The sequence below is a fragment of the Nocardia terpenica genome, from assembly GCF_013186535.1.
Classification (GTDB): domain Bacteria; phylum Actinomycetota; class Actinomycetes; order Mycobacteriales; family Mycobacteriaceae; genus Nocardia; species Nocardia terpenica.
Map to the genome: position 1 here is coordinate 253,798 of NZ_JABMCZ010000005.1, position 16,801 is coordinate 270,598.

The 16,801-nt window shown below is 66.4% G+C and carries 12 protein-coding genes and 1 pseudogene; 6 read left to right on the forward strand and 7 right to left on the reverse strand.

Features of this window, described 5'->3' with window-relative positions:
- Position 1 precedes the first annotated feature (1 nt).
- Genes HPY32_RS37020 through HPY32_RS37030 form a run of 3 tightly spaced genes read left to right on the forward strand, consistent with a single transcriptional unit; the run spans position 2 to position 4,264 of the window.
- Positions 2–1,312 carry a condensation domain-containing protein gene (locus tag HPY32_RS37020; RefSeq protein ID WP_067588621.1) on the forward strand — a complete coding sequence of 437 codons (1,311 nt, stop codon included), beginning with the start codon at positions 2–4 and terminating at the stop codon, positions 1,310–1,312.
- A 1-nt stretch (position 1,313) separates the two neighbouring features.
- Positions 1,314–1,979, forward strand: a complete 666-nt coding sequence (locus HPY32_RS37025; RefSeq protein ID WP_171983248.1) for a zf-HC2 domain-containing protein — start codon at positions 1,314–1,316, stop codon at positions 1,977–1,979.
- 50 nt (positions 1,980–2,029) lie between these two features.
- Positions 2,030–4,264, forward strand: coding sequence for a heavy metal translocating P-type ATPase (locus HPY32_RS37030; RefSeq protein WP_231951649.1), 2,235 nt, complete (start codon positions 2,030–2,032; stop codon positions 4,262–4,264).
- A 3-nt stretch (positions 4,265–4,267) separates the two neighbouring features.
- Here the strand turns inward: HPY32_RS37030 and HPY32_RS45915 are convergent, their stop codons facing one another.
- The 5 genes and pseudogenes from HPY32_RS45915 to HPY32_RS37055 all read right to left on the reverse strand — a co-directional run bounded on the left by HPY32_RS45915 (position 4,268) and on the right by HPY32_RS37055 (position 8,613).
- A complete protein-coding gene (locus HPY32_RS45915) occupies positions 4,268–6,241 on the reverse strand; it encodes a cytochrome c oxidase assembly protein (protein WP_171983249.1) in 1,974 nt (657 codons plus the stop codon).
- A 135-nt stretch (positions 6,242–6,376) separates the two neighbouring features.
- Positions 6,377–6,645, reverse strand: a pseudogene (locus tag HPY32_RS45265) (winged helix-turn-helix transcriptional regulator).
- A 57-nt stretch (positions 6,646–6,702) separates the two neighbouring features.
- A complete protein-coding gene (locus tag HPY32_RS37045; RefSeq protein ID WP_067588613.1) occupies positions 6,703–7,212 on the reverse strand; it encodes an MBL fold metallo-hydrolase in 510 nt (169 codons plus the stop codon).
- A gap of 312 nt (positions 7,213–7,524) precedes the next feature.
- On the reverse strand, positions 7,525–7,986 hold the full coding sequence (locus HPY32_RS37050; RefSeq protein WP_156674486.1) for a hypothetical protein: 462 nt from the start codon (positions 7,984–7,986) through the stop codon (positions 7,525–7,527).
- A gap of 399 nt (positions 7,987–8,385) precedes the next feature.
- Positions 8,386–8,613: a hypothetical protein gene (locus tag HPY32_RS37055; protein WP_156674485.1), complete on the reverse strand. Its 228-nt coding sequence runs from the start codon at positions 8,611–8,613 to the stop codon at positions 8,386–8,388.
- An 895-nt stretch (positions 8,614–9,508) separates the two neighbouring features.
- Between HPY32_RS37055 and HPY32_RS37060 the strand changes: the two genes are divergently transcribed.
- Entirely contained in the window at positions 9,509–10,867 is a 1,359-nt protein-coding gene (locus HPY32_RS37060; protein ID WP_269456511.1) for a cytochrome P450, read from the forward strand.
- On the opposite strand, the gene HPY32_RS37065 is transcribed toward HPY32_RS37060, so the two are convergent.
- Complete coding sequence (locus HPY32_RS37065; protein WP_067588609.1) at positions 10,864–11,637, reverse strand: helix-turn-helix domain-containing protein; 774 nt, start codon at positions 11,635–11,637, stop codon at positions 10,864–10,866. The genes HPY32_RS37060 and HPY32_RS37065 overlap by 4 nt on opposite strands.
- Before the next feature lie 1,464 nt (positions 11,638–13,101).
- On the opposite strand from HPY32_RS37065, the gene HPY32_RS37070 reads away from it, so the two are divergent.
- A complete protein-coding gene (locus tag HPY32_RS37070) occupies positions 13,102–14,454 on the forward strand; it encodes a hypothetical protein (RefSeq protein ID WP_067588607.1) in 1,353 nt (450 codons plus the stop codon).
- 152 nt (positions 14,455–14,606) lie between these two features.
- On the opposite strand, the gene yczR is transcribed toward HPY32_RS37070, so the two are convergent.
- Positions 14,607–15,998, reverse strand: coding sequence for a MocR-like transcription factor YczR (gene yczR / locus HPY32_RS37075; RefSeq protein WP_171983251.1), 1,392 nt, complete (start codon positions 15,996–15,998; stop codon positions 14,607–14,609).
- Between the two features lie 61 nt (positions 15,999–16,059).
- Between yczR and yczE the strand changes: the two genes are divergently transcribed.
- Positions 16,060–16,725: a membrane protein YczE gene (gene yczE, locus HPY32_RS37080; protein ID WP_067588601.1), complete on the forward strand. Its 666-nt coding sequence runs from the start codon at positions 16,060–16,062 to the stop codon at positions 16,723–16,725.
- The last annotated feature ends 76 nt before the right edge of the window (positions 16,726–16,801 follow it).

Consider the following 16,801-nt stretch of genomic DNA (forward strand, 5'->3'; position numbering starts at 1 on the left):
CATGCGTTTGACCGCGGCACAGGCGGAGTTCTGGGGATACCTGCAACCGGATCCGGTCACGGCCATGTTCAATGTCGCCGAATACGCCGATATCCGCGGACCGGTCGACACCGACCTGCTGGCCGCCGCCATCCGGCGCACCGTCTCCGAGGTCGAGGTACTCAATCTCCGGGTGCACGCCACCCCCGAGGGTCCCCGATTCCGGCCCGTCACACCGGATTGGCAGCTGCACCGGGTCGATCTGAGCGCGGACCCGGACCCGCGCGCGGCCGCCGAGGCATGGATGGCGCACGACCTGGACACCAAGGTCCGGGTGGATGCGGATACGCCGTTCACGCATGCGCTGCTGCGGCTGGGCCCCGAGCAGGTGCTGTGGTACCACCGGGTGCATCACCTGATGCTGGACGGCTACGGGCTGGCGCTGGTGGCCCGGCGGGTGGCGGCGGTCTACACCGCGCTCGCCGACGGCCGCGATCCCGGTGCGGCACAGTTCGATTCGCTCGCGGGCGTGGTGGAGTTCGAGGACGCCGACCGCGACAGCGACGACTATCGCCGGGCCGAGCGGTTCTGGACCGCGTATCACCGCGACCGCCCCGCCGTACCGACCCTGGCCCCGACCACCGCGCCGATGACGGCCCGAATGGCGCGCACCGCAGCGGATTTGGATCCGGGCCTGGTGGCGCGGCTGCGCTCGTTCCGCGGGGGCCCGTGGGCGCACGCCGCGATCGCCGCGATCGCCGCCTACCTGCATCGGGCCACCGGCGCGCCGCAGGTCCGGCTGTGCCTGCCGGTGATGGCGCGCACCGGCACGCCCGCGCTGCGGGTGCCGTGCACGACGGTGAACGTCGTCTACTTCTGGGCCGAATGCGACGCCGACTCCAGCCTGACTTCGCTGACCGCGCAGGTGACCGATTTTCTGCGCACCAGCCGACCCCATCAGCGGTTCCGGGTCGTGGATCTGTGGCGGGCGCCGGGTTTCGCCTTCGACGAGCGGCGCGCCTACGGGCCGCTGGCCAATGTGATGCCCTTCGATTTCACGCTGGATTTCGCGGGCACCCCGGCCACGGTGCGGAATGCGACCGCCGGGGTGGAGGAGGATGTCGGCTTCTACCTCTACGATCGCGCCGACGGCGGCATGGAACTGATCGTCGGCGGCAATCCGCCGCTGTTCACCGAGACCGACCTCGACACCCACGCCGCCCGGTTCCGCGACCTGCTCGACCGCATGCTCGCCGCCCCGGATCGGCCGCTGCGTGGCCTGGGCCACTGTCTCGGCGGGAACCGCGGCGGCGGCCCGGCCGACGAGTATTGATGTGAACTGCGATGTCTGCCGGGAGGCGCTGTCGGCGCGGATCGACGGCGAACCGGAGCCGGTGCCCGCCGCGCACGTCGACCGGCATGTCGACGCGTGCGGCGACTGCGCGGACTGGTATGCCTGCTCGACCCGCGCCGTGCGCGCGCTGCGCCTGCGGCCCGCCGAGCCGGTCCCGGACCTGACCGCCGCCATCGTCGATCACACCGATCGCCGTCCGGTCCGCCCGCGACCGGTGGTCTCGCCGCTGCCGCGCGCGGTGCTCGCCGGAATCGGGATCGCGCAGTGCGGTCTCGCGGTCGGCCCGCACGGCACGCACGGGCCGCTGCCGCTGTGTGAGACCCTGGCGTGGAATCTGGCCCTGGGCCTGGCCATGCTGGGTGGCGCGATCCGGCCGCGCCTGGTCACGGGAGTGATCGCCGTGGTGACCGCGGCCGTGGCCGTGTCCGCCGCGGTGCTGGCGACCGATGTGGTCCGCCACGAGTTGCCGGTGCATCGGGTGGGCGCGCACGCGGTCCTGCTGGCGGCATTGGCCACCCTGCTCGTCCTGCGGCACCGTGCCGCCGCGCCCCCGGCGGCGGCCGATACCGCGGTGGTGTTGCCGCCCGGCGCGCGGCCGGGCCGCCGCACCGATCATCTGACCGCCGTCCGCGATTCCGCGGCCTGATCCGAGAACGAGTCCTCACCGATATGACGAAATCCCTTGCAGCACCGGAAATGTCGACGACGACCGAGCGAGTTCGCCTGGCGGTCACCGGCATGTCGTGCGCGGCCTGCTCGGCGCGGGTGGAGAAGGCGCTCAACAGGCTCGACGGCGTGACCGCCAGCGTCAACTTCGCCACCGGCATCGCGACCGTGGACGCGCCCACCGAATTCGGCCCGGATCGGTTGTGCGAGACCGTGATCGAGGCGGGATACGGGGCCGAACCGGCGACCCGCGCGGTGGCGGTCGACACCGGACCGGAGGATCGGGTCGCCGCGGATCTGTTCCGGCGGCTGGTGGTGGCGCTGCTGCTGTTCTTCCCGCTGGCCGACCTGTCCATCATGTTCGCGACCGTCCCGAGCACGAGAATCACGGGCTGGCAGGTGATTTTGCTGGTGCTGGCGCTGCCGATCGTGGTGTGGTCGGCGGCGCCGCTGCACCGGCGGGCGCTGGCCGGGTTGCGCACCGGCTCGACGAGCATGGAAACGCTGGTGTCGCTGGGTGTTACGGCGGCGACGCTGTGGTCGATCGTGACGCTGTTCGCGCGCCCGGCGCCGGTGCGGGAGTCGCACGGGGTGTGGGCGGCCATTCTGGGCGCGGACTCCATCTATCTCGAAGTCGCGGGCGGTGTCACGGTTTTCGTGCTGGCGGGCCGGTATTTCGAGGCCCGGGCGCGGCGGCGGGCCGGTGGCGCGCTGCGGGCGCTGGCGGCGCTGGGCGCCAAGGACGTGACCGTGCTGACCCCGGCGGGAGACGAAATCACCATCCCGGTCGAGGAACTCACCGAGGGTCGCCGTTTCCTGGTGCGGCCCGGTGAGACGGTGGCCACCGACGGTCTGGTCGTCGAGGGCGGCTCCAGTATCGATGCCAGCGCCATGACCGGTGAGTCGACGCCGGTGGAGGTCGGTCCCGGCGGCGCGGTGATCGGCGGAACGGTGTGCCTGACCGGGCGGCTGGTGGTGGAGGCCGGTGCGGTCGGCGAGGACACCCGGTTGGCGGGCATGATCCGGCTGGTCGAGGAGGCACAGGCGGGCAAGGCCGCGCTGCAGCGGCTCGCGGACCGGATCGCGGGCGTGTTCGTGCCCGCGGTGCTGACGGTGACGGTGCTGACGCTGGCCGGATGGTTGGTCGCGGGCGCGGGGATCGACCGGTCGGTGGGGGCGGCGCTGGCGGTGCTGGTGATCGCGTGCCCGTGTGCGCTCGGGCTGGCCACGCCGACCGCGCTCATGGTCGCCTCCGGCCGCGGCGCGCAGCTGGGGATCTTCATCAAGGGGCAGCAGGCGTTGGAGACCAGCCGCACCGTGGACACGGTGGTGTTCGACAAGACCGGCACGCTGACCGAGGGCGAGATGACCGTCGTCGCGGTGCATACCGACGATACCGTCGCCTCCGAGGCCGAGATCCTCGCTCTCGCAGGCGGTGTGGAGTCCGGGTCCGAGCATGCGGTGGCCGCCGCGATCACCGCGCACGCGCGGGCCCGGCATCCGGAGTTGCCGCCGGTGTCGGAGTTCGAGGCGCTGCCCGGGCTGGGCGCGCGCGGCATCGTCGACGGGCGCGCGGCGCTCATCGGGCGGCCCGCGCTGATCGAGGCGCAGGCGATCACGGTGCCCGCCGCGCTGAGCCGGGCGCTGGACCGCGAGCAGCGCCACGGCCGGACCGCCGTCTACTTCTGCCTCGACGGGCGCGCGGTCGCGGTGATCGCGGTCGCGGATACGGTGCGGCCGAGCGCGGCGGGGGCGGTGGCGCGGCTGCATCGGATGGGTCTGCGCACGCTGCTGCTGACCGGCGACAATGCCTGTGCCGCACAGGCCATCGCGGACGAGATCGGTATCGCCGAGGTGATCGCGGAGGTGCTGCCGGAGGGCAAGGTCGACGTGGTGCGCCAGTTGCAGGACGGCGGGCGGCGGGTCGCCATGGTCGGCGACGGCATCAACGACGGGCCCGCGCTGGCCGCCGCCGATCTCGGTCTGGCGATCGGGCGCGGCACCGATGTCGCGATCGGGGCGGCCGACATCATTCTGGTGCGCGACGACCTGGCCGCGGTGCCCGATTCCATCGAGCTCGCGCACGCCACGCTGCGCACCATTCGCGGCAATATGCTGTGGGCGTTCGGCTACAACGTGGCCGCGATCCCGGTCGCGGTCGCCGGTGTGCTCAACCCGCTCATCGCGAGCGCGGCCATGGCGTTCTCGTCGTTCTTCGTGGTGTGGAACAGCCTGCGGCTGCGCAATTTCCGCGCCGGGCGCTGAGCGTCAGCGGCGGGTGCGGGCGAGTTCGGCGAGCATGGCGTTGTAGGCGGTGAGCTCGTCGTCGTCGGGGAACGCCTCCTGGTGGCGGTCGCCGCGGACCGCGATCCGCCGGTCCGCCCGCGCCCACTGCGACAGCAGCGCGCCGACCACCAGCAGCACCGGCACCTCCCCGGAGATCCAGGCCAGGGTGCCGCCGAGGCGCTGGTCGGCGAGCACGTCGTGCATCCAGCCCAGTTGCAGTTCGGGATAGAACCCGGTGCCGATGAGGGTGTTCATCGACATGACCGCCACCCCGAAGAACGCGTGGAACGGCATGATCGCGAACAGCATTCCCAACCGGCCCAGGTGCGGGAGCCGGCGCGGGCCCGGGTCGATGCCGATGATCGCCCAGTAGTACAGGTAGCCGGTGATCAGGAAGTGGATGTTCATCAGCAGGTGTCCCCAGTGGAAGCGGATCAGCTGATCGAACAGCGAGCTGAAGTACAGCCCGTACAGCGACACCACGAACACCGCCAGCGCCACCAGCGGATTGCTGAGGACGCGGGTGAATCGCGAATGCATCAGCGACAGCACCCATTCCCGCACGCCCGGCATGCCGCCGCGGCCCGCGGGCTCGAGCGCGCGCAGGATCAGGGTGACGGGCGCGCCCAGCACCAACAGCACCGGGATGAACATGTTGAGCGCCATGTGCACGATCATGTGCACGCTGAACATGCCGTAGCTGTAGGCGCCGATCCCCGACGAGGTGACCAGCAGCAGTCCCCCGCATCCGGTCAGCCACGACAGGGTGCGCCAGCGCGACCACCGGTCGCCGCGACGGTGCAGCCGGACAACCCCGGACAGATACGTGAGGGCGGCGGCGACGGCCGCGGAGCCGAGGACGATATCGAAGCGCCACCAGGTCAGCAGCCGCCACACGCTGGGCGCGAGCGGCAGGTCGAAGCCGAGGAAGACCTGCTGGGCGGTGTAGGTGCGATGCGCGAACGCCGGTGCGGGCTGCACCGCCATGGCCACCGAAATCCCCAGCCAGACAGTGCCGGTCGCGGTGGCCGCGACCACTGACCGGTGGGTCCAGGGCGATTCGGCGGGGATGCGGCCCAATCCCCAGGCCAGCAGCGCGAATCCGGCGAGCAGGACGGCGGCGGCGACGCCGAGCCAGCCGTAGACACCGCCGAATCGCGCGGGTGGGGCGAGGATCGCGGCGAGGATCACCGCCGTCGGCGCCTGCACCGCCACGCAGAGCCCGACGATGATCCGATACCGCCGCACCGCGGCGGCATAGCGCGCCATGCTCGCGGAATCGGTTGCGCGCCACCGCTGTCCGACCATGCCCCAGCTGAGCCCGGCCAGCAGCGACAATGCGATGGTGAACGGGATCACCGCACCGGTGGCGTAGTCGTGATCGGGCCCCTCCCCCGCATTGCCGACCACCGCGGGCGCGATCACCGCCACCGCACTCACCGCCGCCAGCCCGAACAGACTGTTCCACGACAGCGACAGCCGCAACAACACCGCCACCACCAACACGGCCACCGCCGCCACAATCCACGCCTTGGGCCTCTCCGCCGCCGCGATCAACGGCCCCACCGCCCCCAACCGCACGGCCCGCCCCACCGACATCCCCGCCGAATCGGCCGCCGACACCGGCACCAACGCCACACACGCCACCCCCCACACCACCGACACCCGCTCGGCAACCCGCACCCCCGCATACCCATCGGTATCCATCCGCCCCTGCGCCGTAGGCGCGGCACAAAACAGCGCATACACCAACGACCCGAGCGTGAACCCCCCCGCCAGCCCCGCCACCAGCCGCAACACCGTATAACTCAACGCCCCCACCACCCCCGGATACCCCAGACTCTGCTGCGCGTACCCCCCGTCCCCCACCGCCACGGTCACCCCCACCACCAGCACAACAGCAACCCCCACCGCCACGGCCACCACCAACCCACCCCGACCCACGCGCCCGGCCATTACCACACCACCACTCCGCACATCAGACATCTCTACGTAGTCGTCTGGCACCTACCGGAAGTTCCCGGCAACCGCACGATGCACGATCGGCCCCGACCACAGGGCAGAGCGATCCACCCTATTGGGAGACAGGGCCTAGTCCTCGGGGATTGCGATCCATTTCAGCGCCCATCGGTGGAGCTCGAGTAGTACGTGACTCAGCGATGCGCCTTTGTCGGTGAGCCGGTATTCGATGTGGTGGGGTGGACGATGCGTTCGATCAGGCCGTCGGCCTCGAGGTCCTCGAGTCGTTGGGACAGCAGTTCGTCGGTCATGCCCGGGATCGCGGCAGCGATGTCGCTGAAGCGGGTCGCGCCCGCGCGGATGGAGCGCAGGACGACCGCTGCCCAGCGCCGGCCGATCATCTCCGTCGCGGCCCTGAGACGGCCGGTGGCTCTTGTCACGCGTCGGGTCGGGTGCGGTCATGGTCGTGATCGCACCCCGGGCCGTCCGAGTAGGGCGGTCGCCGACAGCCACAGGGCGCCCGGGTTGAGCCGGTCCGGATGCAGGGTCAGCATGGCGTCGAAAAATTCTCGCGCAGTGAGGTTTCCGTCCAGCAGTCGCCGGGCATCGGTCAGATACTGTCGCGTCTGGTCGAGGATGACGGGGCCGTCGGCGAGGGTCTTGTCCTTGTGCCCGGCGATCACGGTGCGTGGGTGCAGCGCCGCGACCGTGTCGATGGCGCGCAGCCAGGCGTCGAGTCCGCCGTTGCCGCCCTCGGCGAGGTATTGATGCACACCGTTGTAGGCGATGTCGCCCGCGACCACCAGGCCCATCGAGGGGACGTGCAGTGCGGTGGAGTCGTCGGTGTCGCTGTACCCCGCCTCCACGGCGTACAGCCGGTGCCCCTCCAACTCGAAACCGTCGGCGGGAATCGGTGCGGCGATCACCGGTGTATCGGGGATCCGGCCGGGAAACCACTTGTCCCACATCTACTCTCGAGCCGAGCCCGCGGACGCGGCCATCCGGGCGACGGCGCCCTCGGTGGCGTGGACCACGGCGCCGGGGAATCGGTCCACCAGTGCGGGTGCGCCGACTCTAGAGCAGAGATACCGTCCAGTTTTACATGGAGCGCGGCGGGACCCCGAAGCCATCGCTGGGTAGTGGCTGACAAGTCGAGCACCAGAGCGATTCTCGCCATCACCTCCTTTCCCGCTCGCCTTTTGCCGGTCTCGATCTGGGTGATCAGCGATTTCGACAGTCCCGCTTGACGATCCGATGGCCGGAGCTTCGAGGCCGCCGCTTTAAAGCGTATATCGACGTTTATGGTGTTTGAACCGTTGCGAGATCGGCATCCGGTTCACATCCAGCTGTTTCAGGATGCGCGACACCGCGGATCGGCTGATGGGTACGTCGTGGTGGCGCTGCAGATACATCGCGATCTTCAACGGCCCGAAGTGGAATTGCTGGTGCAGATGGAGAATCTCAGCAACCGTCTCCGGGGGAGGCAGGTTCGGACAGCGTAGCGGGGCGCTCGACCAGCCGTCCAAGTGCTCGAGTCGTCCGTTCTCGTGTTCGCGATCCTGGCGAAGGAAGCTGCTACCGATCTCGGCGCATCGACTCGATCCTGTAGGGTGGCTGCTCGCCTTCTTCGTGTACTGCAGAACCGCGAGACGCCCTGCCAAATATTTCTCGCTCCGAACAAATTTGGGCACAGTGACTCCTCCTATTCGTGTCGGGCAGCCCGGATCGTCGAGCGTGTTCATCGGTTTCTGAGTCGGCATGCTCTGCCATCAACTCCAGCGCTTCGGCCAAGACGTGGTTCAGCCCTCGAGCCCCGTCAGCATTGATCTCACCGTCGCCAACAACGCCGGTGTCGATAATAAAATCGGGCGGATCACTCTGCGTGCCACCGATGCGCAGATATTCGGCGGCGCTCATCATGACGGTGCCGTGATCGGTACCTGGGATCGGAAACACACGCCAATGCAGGCGCATCTGGACACCGTCGCCAACGTCGTCCTCCCAGTGGTGGCCGGCAGGGCGTTCGCACCAGGGAGGACAGGGCTCCAGCGACATAGACTCCGCTGGAGCCCTGCGAGCGATACCTCTAGAAATCGCCGACTGGTCGGTCATAGCATTTCGTCGCTGCGTAGTTGGGAAAGTCAGGCTAGAGAAAGAGCACCGGGCAATGGTGAGTGTTCGCGTTGCAGAAGATTGAGTTGTTGCAACTCGCATTCCATTGCGCGGGCCGCATAGTGGTAGCCGCTGGCATGGAGCACGGCGAGCCGCAGGATCACTGCATCGAGACCATGGACAGCGATGATGTCGAATAGACCGGCCCGGTGATCGAGCACCCCACGCGCAGTTGGCGAAACCCCATCAATGACCATATCAGCTCCTGTAAACAGCAATAGTTGGCACTGCGAGGCCCTTCACATCCGAATGGCCCCGCGAGCGGCAGTCGCGATCGCTCGGCTACATCCTCGTACGCGAACTTGGCGTGGGGCCGCCCCGAACTCGTTGCGCCGCATACCGCTGGCAGCAGTCCGGAGCAGCGGACCGATCCCACCCCTCGATACCGCCGGGATCGGCACACTATACGGAAGCTCCGAAGTATCGCGCCCACAGTGGACAAGCCTGGATGTCAGCGACGCTACGCGTCCCCGAACTCACCCCATCTCGATGCGAGCCCCTTCCATGAATACTTCGCTTTCGAGGCGGAGTACCTGTCCGCCTTGGATATTCAGTCTTCTCGGGCGCCACCCGCTGTGTCAATGCACTCTTTGTGCAAAACGCTTTCCGTCTCCCACATGCCAGGACCTTCGTACATTTTCACAATTTGTGCAAAGTTGGCCGACACCTCACCAGCAGCCCTCACCCGAGGTCAGCCGACAATCCTCTAGCCGCGAAATCCCTTGCGGCACAGATCTGTTGGATCCCTTCGAACGTGGCTGTCAACAGCTTTCGCGCCGTATCCAGAGATCGCATCAGGGCCCTCAGCTGGCGATTTGTCGCCACGATCAGCCCCTGCCTGCATCTGCAACGAAAGAGTTTGCACAAAGAGTGCATTGACATTACGCGATTCACGCTACGAGACTGATTGTCGAGGTAGGCATCGGTTCCTACCCGGCAGGCGGCGTGTTGCCAGAGAGTACTGGCCGCGCGATGGGAAGGGCGTGCGTGCATCCTGACTGTCGCACTCACCGCAGGCTTGCCGTCCGGATCAGCAATCGTGTACCGGCGCGGGCCGTTGTCGGCCCGCGCCCAGCATCTGGAGTAACGAAGGTGTCGGAGCGAACCTCATCCATCAAACCCGCGTCATCAGCAACTCGCCTGCCCGGCGCACTCCCTTTACTCGGCCACATGTTGCGGTTCCGCAACCACCTCGACTTATTGACGTCCATGCCGGCACACGGAGAACTCGTCGAACTCCGCGTCGGCCCCGCACGAATCCTCATGGCGTGTACAGCAGAGCTGGCGCACGAACTTCTTTCCAACGGTGAGCGATTCGACAAGGGCGGCCAGTTCTTCGATCGCGCGAAAGAGGTGGTCGGCAACAGCCTGACCACTTGTAGCCATAACGAACATCGCCGACAGCGCCGACTTGTCCAGCCCGCCTTCCACAGGGCCCGCATGCCCGGCTACGCCACCCAGATGAGCATGGAAATCGCCACTACGTTCGGTGCGTGGCGGCACGGAGATACCGTCGACATCACCGCCGAAACCAATACGCTGGTAGCTAAAATCCTGGCCAGGACCGTGTTCCCACACAGCGTGTCACCCAGCGCGCTCGGCCGAATCATCGATGACATCGACACTCTCGTCGCTGTGGCCGCCAGACGAATGGTCGTCCCGCCAGCACTGCACCGGATCCCGACGCCCGGCAACCGCCGCTACGAGGCAGCGAACCGGCGCCTGCGCGACCTGATGGTCCGAACCGCGAACACTGCCGACCGCAGCGCGAACAGCGATCACGGCGACGACCTCCTATCGATCCTGTTGTCCACCCGCGACATTGGGGAGTGTCTGACTCATACCGAGATCGTCGATCAACTGCTGCTGTTCCAGGTCGCCGGAATCGACACCACCGCTACCGCGCTGGCCTGGGCACTGTACCTGGTAGCCACCCATCCCGAGGTCGAGCAACGACTTCACGCCGAAGTCGACGACACCCTCGCCGGCAGCCACGTTGCCACACACAAACATCTGCCCGGACTGCAGTACACCCGGCAGATCGTCAACGAAACACTGCGCAGATATCCACCGGTGTGGTTCCTCACGCGTACCGCGATGACCGACACCCAACTCGGCACGTACGTCATCCCGGCCGGCACCACACTCGCGGTCAGCCCGTACCTTCTCCACCACCGGCCCGACCTGTATCCGTCCCCCTTTCGATTCGACCCCGATCGGTGGGGATCGGGCAAACCGCCGGCGGGCGTGTACATTCCCTTCGGATACGGTGCTCGTCGGTGCATAGGCGAGCATTTCGCATTGACCGAGCTGATCCTCGCTCTAGCGTCTGTCGCTGCCCGATGGCGTCTACGCCTGGCCCGCGCCGATCATCGGCCTCGCCCTCGATTAGCAGCCAGTCTCAGGCCGCCACAGCTGCCCATGACTGTCTCCAGGAGAACCCCGGACTAAGCTCTTTCCGTCTCGATCGGATAGCGCTTCAGATAGCGTGCGAGGTCAACCGGTGTCAGACCATAGTGCAGCCATGGAGTGTTGTCCCACGACATGCGGAAATACATCTCGAACGCAGTTCCATCGCTGGTATCGCGCACCCAGACCGTGTCCCGCGACTCGAGTCTCGTGGGGTAGGGAGTGTCCCACATTCCGTCGAAATCTGGATTTCGACGGAATGTGTTTTTCAACTCCTCGATACGCGTGTCGGTGACGAACCCGCTCAACTGGGCCCGGCAAGATCTCACAAGATGGTGGGTGTCCTCGTCCCATCGCACGAAGACATCCTTCGCCGCCCGGTGCAGAAGTTCGTACTCGACCGTACTGACGCCCGCCCCCAGGCCCGGGAAGAATCGGTCGAACGCTGCGTTCGTAGCAACGATTACGTGAAGCGCACCATCCAGCCCCATGGGCGGCTCCATATAGCACGCCGGAAACGGGTTGGCATCCAACACGTTCAGTTCACGCAGTGTCGGACGACCCCGCCCGCCATCCGCACTCCGCTCCATCTCACGCAGATAGGGGTCGACGAGCCACAGAAGCCGCTTCCGTTCCGACTCCGGGATATTCAGGATCGGCGCGAGGGTCAGTACCGTCTTTTTGGTCGCCTGCCTGTGCCCCGCTTCGATCTTCGACAGCAACGACGTGGACAAGTGAGCCTCCGCCGCCAAGCTGTCCAGATCCACCTTGGCTTCCTTCCGGTAACGCTGCAAGATCGCACCGACCGGCATGTAGTCTCCGGAAAGACCTTGCCTCCCACCTGATCTCCTACCCATCCGCCCTCCCGGACAGTACTGCGAATACGCAATAAGCACCGGTGCGCACTCCATTGGCCGTGCGTACCAGCATCTTTCACTCACCGTCGCCAATGCTGTTGCAGAACACCAGCTTCGGTAAACCATCGAAGCTACTTCGCCGACCTTCAACCGAACTCGACACCGGCGAAGCAAGGTTAGCAGCGCCCGCTGCCACCTTGTAAGCTGATGATTATACGACCAGGTGGAAGGGACACCATGGCCTTCGAAGCGACCAAGACCATGCTGATTGCCCCCCGATGAACACCTACCGATGTGGCTAGCGACCGGAACAGACAACGATCGACCGGCAACACCGAACCCAGCGACCGGAACCTCCAAGCTCCTGCAGCTACGCACTACCTCATCGAGCGCGGTGCCAGATTCTTCGACTACTCCGCCGACGGCAAGGCCTCGAGAGCTCCGACTCCAGGCTCCTGACGACGACATGGATCCAGCCTGACAACCGATACGAAGCCAATCGGAAACTATTGAATGGCGACCACCATCTCTACGCCGCGCTGGACAACCGCCCGACAGGCGGATGATACCGGCTCGGCCTGAACCGTTTCCCAGGCCCTCCACAGGGGAGCCCGCAGCCCTCCGCACCTACCCACCGGACCCGAAGTTTCCTTGGCCAACTTAGGTTTCCGATCCGAAAAGACTCGCCGGACCCCGTTGACCAGGCCACGGTCTGCAGCGAGTGTTTGTGTCGTGGAATGTACCGCATTGCCTCAAGACGCTACGGTGCTGCACTAAAGACGGCCCTGACCTGCGGAAACGGGTGGTTTCAAATCCTCTATGGGCCGCAGGTAGGGGTTGTGTGGCAGATTGACAGACACCGCCATGAAATCGTTGGTCAGCAAGGCAAAACAGGCGGACGGCAGTAGCAGCGAACATCGCGGTGCTGCTGCAGATGCTGGCCGACGCGGCCGGAACGATCGACTGGCATGTCAACGTGGACTCCATGATCACCCGGGCTCACCCCGTATGCTGCCGATGCCAACCACGACGCCGACCGGCAGGCCGAACCAACGGACGGCTGGGCGGGAAGCGAGCCGACTGATCACAGATCAGCGCACTCGCGGGCGGGCGGACCAGCAAGTTGAATCTGACTTGTGAGCAGGACTGCAGGATGTTTGTCGATGCCGGTCAGGCTGGTGACAGCCCACAATTCACCGTGGTGTTCGAAGTTCCCGCTTTCCTCGGAAGGCCCATCGAGGCTCAAGACGCATGTCCGACAAGCCAGTGATCGCACGTGCGCTCCGCAGGCAGCTGCTAGGGCGGATGAAGATACCCGGGGGGAATTGCCATGCGTTGGTCGGACCTCGTGCGATGATGTTCGGCTGCCCACACGAAGGGAGCCGCACAAGATGTGACAGTTCAAGGAAAGGCAAAGACGTGGAAGAGGAACAGGAAAACGTAGCGCAGGTAGGGAAATGGGTCGGAAGACTGGAGGAGTTTGTCGCCAGCCTCGACGACATCGAGGGTGACGGCCCGTTCGACTTCTGCGTGAACGCTGCGGACGCGTGGAAGGACGGTGTTTCGCCGGACACCGCACCGCCGCCGACCAGTCCGGCGATGGTGATAGTTATCGAGACATTTCGTGCACTGGCCCAGGCGATGAACGCGGCGATGACGGATTATGCAAATACTCCCGATGCCAGGGATCGGATGACACGCGCCGCTACACAGGGTTCTCTTCAGAATGTTCTGGGCGGCATCGTGCGCGATGGTCACCGCTGGTTGTCCGAGGGAGTGCCCTCGGCGAACGAGATCCGACAGCGCATCGAGTCTGTGGGCGCCAGCTTCCGAGCAGCTCAAGAGGCTGCTCAACAGCAAATGGATCAAGACGCGGCCGACGACGCAGCTGCCGCCACCGACCCATACGGTGCCATCCTGGGCTACCGCGATCCCAGTATCGATGTAGCAATCATCTTCACGAAGGTGTGTTCGTTCACCGAAGACGAAAACAATCGTTACCGCGATGCGTACGACCGGCTTCGGCAGATGCTGGACAGTGAGCTATTGCAACACATCTCAGATGAAAGCAACAGATTCTGCGATGTGCTGATCGGTGTGACTACCGATCTACGAGACAGCCGGATCTCATTGGTCGATGAGGATGCCATCGACGAGCGACGGCGTAGGTTGCGTTCGGCATTGATCTCGTTCACGAGTGCACTGCACAGCCACAAGGATCAGTCGATTCGATCCGTACGTGACGCGTTCGGTCGACGGACTCCGCAAGAGCAAGCATTGCTGAACCTGTTTGACGACCTGCTGAGCACGTCGTTCGAGTATCGCTGGTTGGTAAAGATGCGCGATGCGCTGTTGCACGGCGATATCAACGCTTTCAAGTACGACTTCACGGCACGTCTACACGGAGAACCTGCGGTGAACGTGTACATGGACCGGGACTACATGCTCCACTTCACTAGGGAGGCTAGGGAGAGCTGGCTGAAGCGTCGTGAGCTAGAACAGATGACTTCCGATCCCAACGTGCTGGACATGATCAACGCCATCCGGCCGCTGATAGGCAAGCTGCAAGAGAAGCTCGATGCCATCCTGTACCCGAACACGGCCGATGATGCCGCCACGGTAAGGGAACTGATCGGCCGATTCGATGGCAGGCGCGGTTTGTATGCGCTGCAGACTGGTCCGGGCTTCACGCGTCGGATGCAAGTGCCTCCCTACATGCGTCTTGCGCCGCGCGTACTGGCCTTCGCGGACAACTACGACACCAGCAACTAGCCTAATAGCGCCAGAACAGGTCATCGAGCTTTTCCAGAAGCCGCCTGGCCTCGGCAGGCGGGGGTTCGAAAGCCACACCATTCCCTCAGCCGGTGGCCCGGAGGTGACGCGATCACGACCTCGCGGTCCTGCACTCGGACCGACCCCGGAGCTCACGCAACCGCCGAAGGTTTGTGTTTCCCCCGGACCCCCTTCATGATGGCGCCTCGCACCGAAGATAGTTGGTGGGCCGCTGTTTTCAGCGTTTCGAGGGGCAGGGAGTAAGGGAGGCGGAGGTGGCGTTCGAAGGCGCCGCCTACGCCGAAGCGGGGGCCCGCGGCGAGGGTGAGGCCGTGGTCGGGGGCCAGGGCTGCCAGGCGGGAGCTGATCGTGGTGTCGAGGGTGATCCAGAAGGACAGGCCGCCCGGGGGGATGGGGACCGTCCATTCCGGGAGGTGGTGGGCGAGAGCGGTGTGCAGGGTTCGGCGTTGGGTGCGGAGTTGGTCGAGTTGGGTGGGGAGGTAGGTGTCGAGGCTGTCGAGGAGGAGGGCGGCGGCCAGTTGTTCCAGGACGGGGGTGCCGAGGTCGGTGCCGGGGCGGGCCTGGGTCAGGCGGTTCAGGAGGGCGGGTGTGGCGCGGATCCATCCGATGCGCAGCCCGCCCCAGATGCTCTTGGCGGTGGAGCCGATGCTGATCGTGGCGGGGTGGTGGGCGGCGAACGGGGGCGGCGGGGCGACGTCGAGGGCGAGGTCGGCCAGTGTTTCGTCGACGACGACCGGGCAGTCCAGTCTGATGCGGCGGCGGATGTCGGCGGGCATGCACAATCCGGTGGGGTTGTGGAAGTCGGGAATCAGGTAGGCCAGCTTCGCATTCCGGCTCGCCGCGCGCAGCTGTTCCACGTTCCACCCGTCGGGTTCCAGCGCTACCGGGACCAGGCGGCTGCCGACGTCGGTGAGGGCCTTGATCGCATGCGGGTAGGTGGGGTGCTCGATGACGACGCGGTCGCCGGGGGTGAGCAGGGTGCGGGCGATCAGGGCCACCGCGTGCTGCGCGCCGTTGGTGACGAGGATCTGCTCCGGCCGAGTCGCCAGACCCCGCCTGCCGTACCAGCGGGCCACGGCTTCCCGGAGTTCGGCGACGCCGTCACGCTCGTATCCGCGGCGACCGAAATGACGCGGAAGTTGTTCCAGCGCTTGGGTGAAAGCACGGTGCAGTATCACTCCGGGCGCGGCCGGGGCGGCGAAGGACAGATCGATGGTCGACGACAGCGGCGCGGTCGGCACGCCCGGGGTGCCTTCATCGGGCAGGCGAACCACGGCCCGCGATCGCGGGTGCGTGCCCAGATAACCCGCGTCGGCCAGCGCCCGGTATGCCGTGCCGACGGTGGTGCGGCTGACTCCCAGCGTGAGCGCCAGGTCCCGCTCGCTCGGCAGGGCCGCACCCAGCGCCAGCCGCCCGTCCAACACCAGCAGCCGCAACCTGTCCGACAGGCGTTGATGCGCCGGTCCCGGACCGTCGTGCCATGCCCCCAGCATCCGTGCCACCGCGTGCGAACCGATCTTCATCGAACCAGTATCGCCAATCTGGCTATGGAATCACAGACCAGAATTCCCGGAGGGTGGGCCGATGACCCCTCGCTTCGTCCTCCGCCGCCGCAACGCCGTCGAGCAACTGCGCGCCGGGCGGAAGCTGCGCCGATTCCCGCAGCTACTGGTCGGCCTGCTCGGTTACGGCGCCTCGGTGATGGTGCTGGTGAGCTCGGGGCTCGGCGCGGCCAGCTGGAGCGTGCTCACCGAGGGAGTGTCGAGATCGATCGGGATCTCCTTCGGCACGGCGACCAACCTCATCGCGGTGGCCGTGCTCCTGGCCTGGTTCCCGATGCGGGAATTACCGGGCGTGGGAACGCTTCTCAATGTGGTGCTGGTCGGGGTGGCCGCCGATGCGACGGCGTCGATCGTTCCCCGGCCGACCGGCCTCGTGGCGCAGGCGATGTATCTGATCCTCGGCATCATCGGGCTCGCCTTCTTCGACGCGGTCTACCTGGGCGCGCAGTTCGGCGCCGGGCCCCGCGACGGCCTGATGACCGGCCTGGTCCGGCTCACCCGGCGCCCGATTGCGGTGGTACGCACCGGCATCGAGGTCGCCGTCGCCGTCACCGGCTGGCTGCTCGGCGGCGCCGTCGGCATCGGGACCGTGCTCATCGCGCTCACCATGGGCCCGCTCGTCGGCTACTTCCTGCCGCGGGTCGCCGTCGACATCCCCGAGGAGCAGCCGCCCGCCACAGTGCCGTAGCCGAAAGTTGCCGACGCATCATCCTCGCGGCGTATTTGTCGGAATCAGGGTGTTCGGCGCTATTGCCGATCGGTAG

What these genes read in the sequence shown, in the direction of transcription:
- HPY32_RS37065 (WP_067588609.1), bottom strand. Translation starts at nt 11,637, where the DNA reads ATGCCGGTCGGTGCGATCTTGCAGCGTTACCGGAAGGAAGCCAAGGTG.
- HPY32_RS45915 (WP_171983249.1), bottom strand. Translation starts at nt 6,241, where the DNA reads ATGGCCGGGCGCGTGGGTCGGGGTGGGTTGGTGGTGGCCGTGGCGGTG.
- yczR (WP_171983251.1), bottom strand. Translation starts at nt 15,998, where the DNA reads ATGAAGATCGGTTCGCACGCGGTGGCACGGATGCTGGGGGCATGGCAC.
- HPY32_RS37055 (WP_156674485.1), bottom strand. Translation starts at nt 8,613, where the DNA reads ATGGTCATTGATGGGGTTTCGCCAACTGCGCGTGGGGTGCTCGATCAC.
- HPY32_RS37050 (WP_156674486.1), bottom strand. Translation starts at nt 7,986, where the DNA reads ATGAACACGCTCGACGATCCGGGCTGCCCGACACGAATAGGAGGAGTC.
- HPY32_RS37020 (WP_067588621.1), top strand. Translation starts at nt 2, where the DNA reads ATGCGTTTGACCGCGGCACAGGCGGAGTTCTGGGGATACCTGCAACCG.
- yczE (WP_067588601.1), top strand. Translation starts at nt 16,060, where the DNA reads ATGACCCCTCGCTTCGTCCTCCGCCGCCGCAACGCCGTCGAGCAACTG.
- HPY32_RS37030 (WP_231951649.1), top strand. Translation starts at nt 2,030, where the DNA reads ATGTCGACGACGACCGAGCGAGTTCGCCTGGCGGTCACCGGCATGTCG.
- HPY32_RS37045 (WP_067588613.1), bottom strand. Translation starts at nt 7,212, where the DNA reads ATGTGGGACAAGTGGTTTCCCGGCCGGATCCCCGATACACCGGTGATC.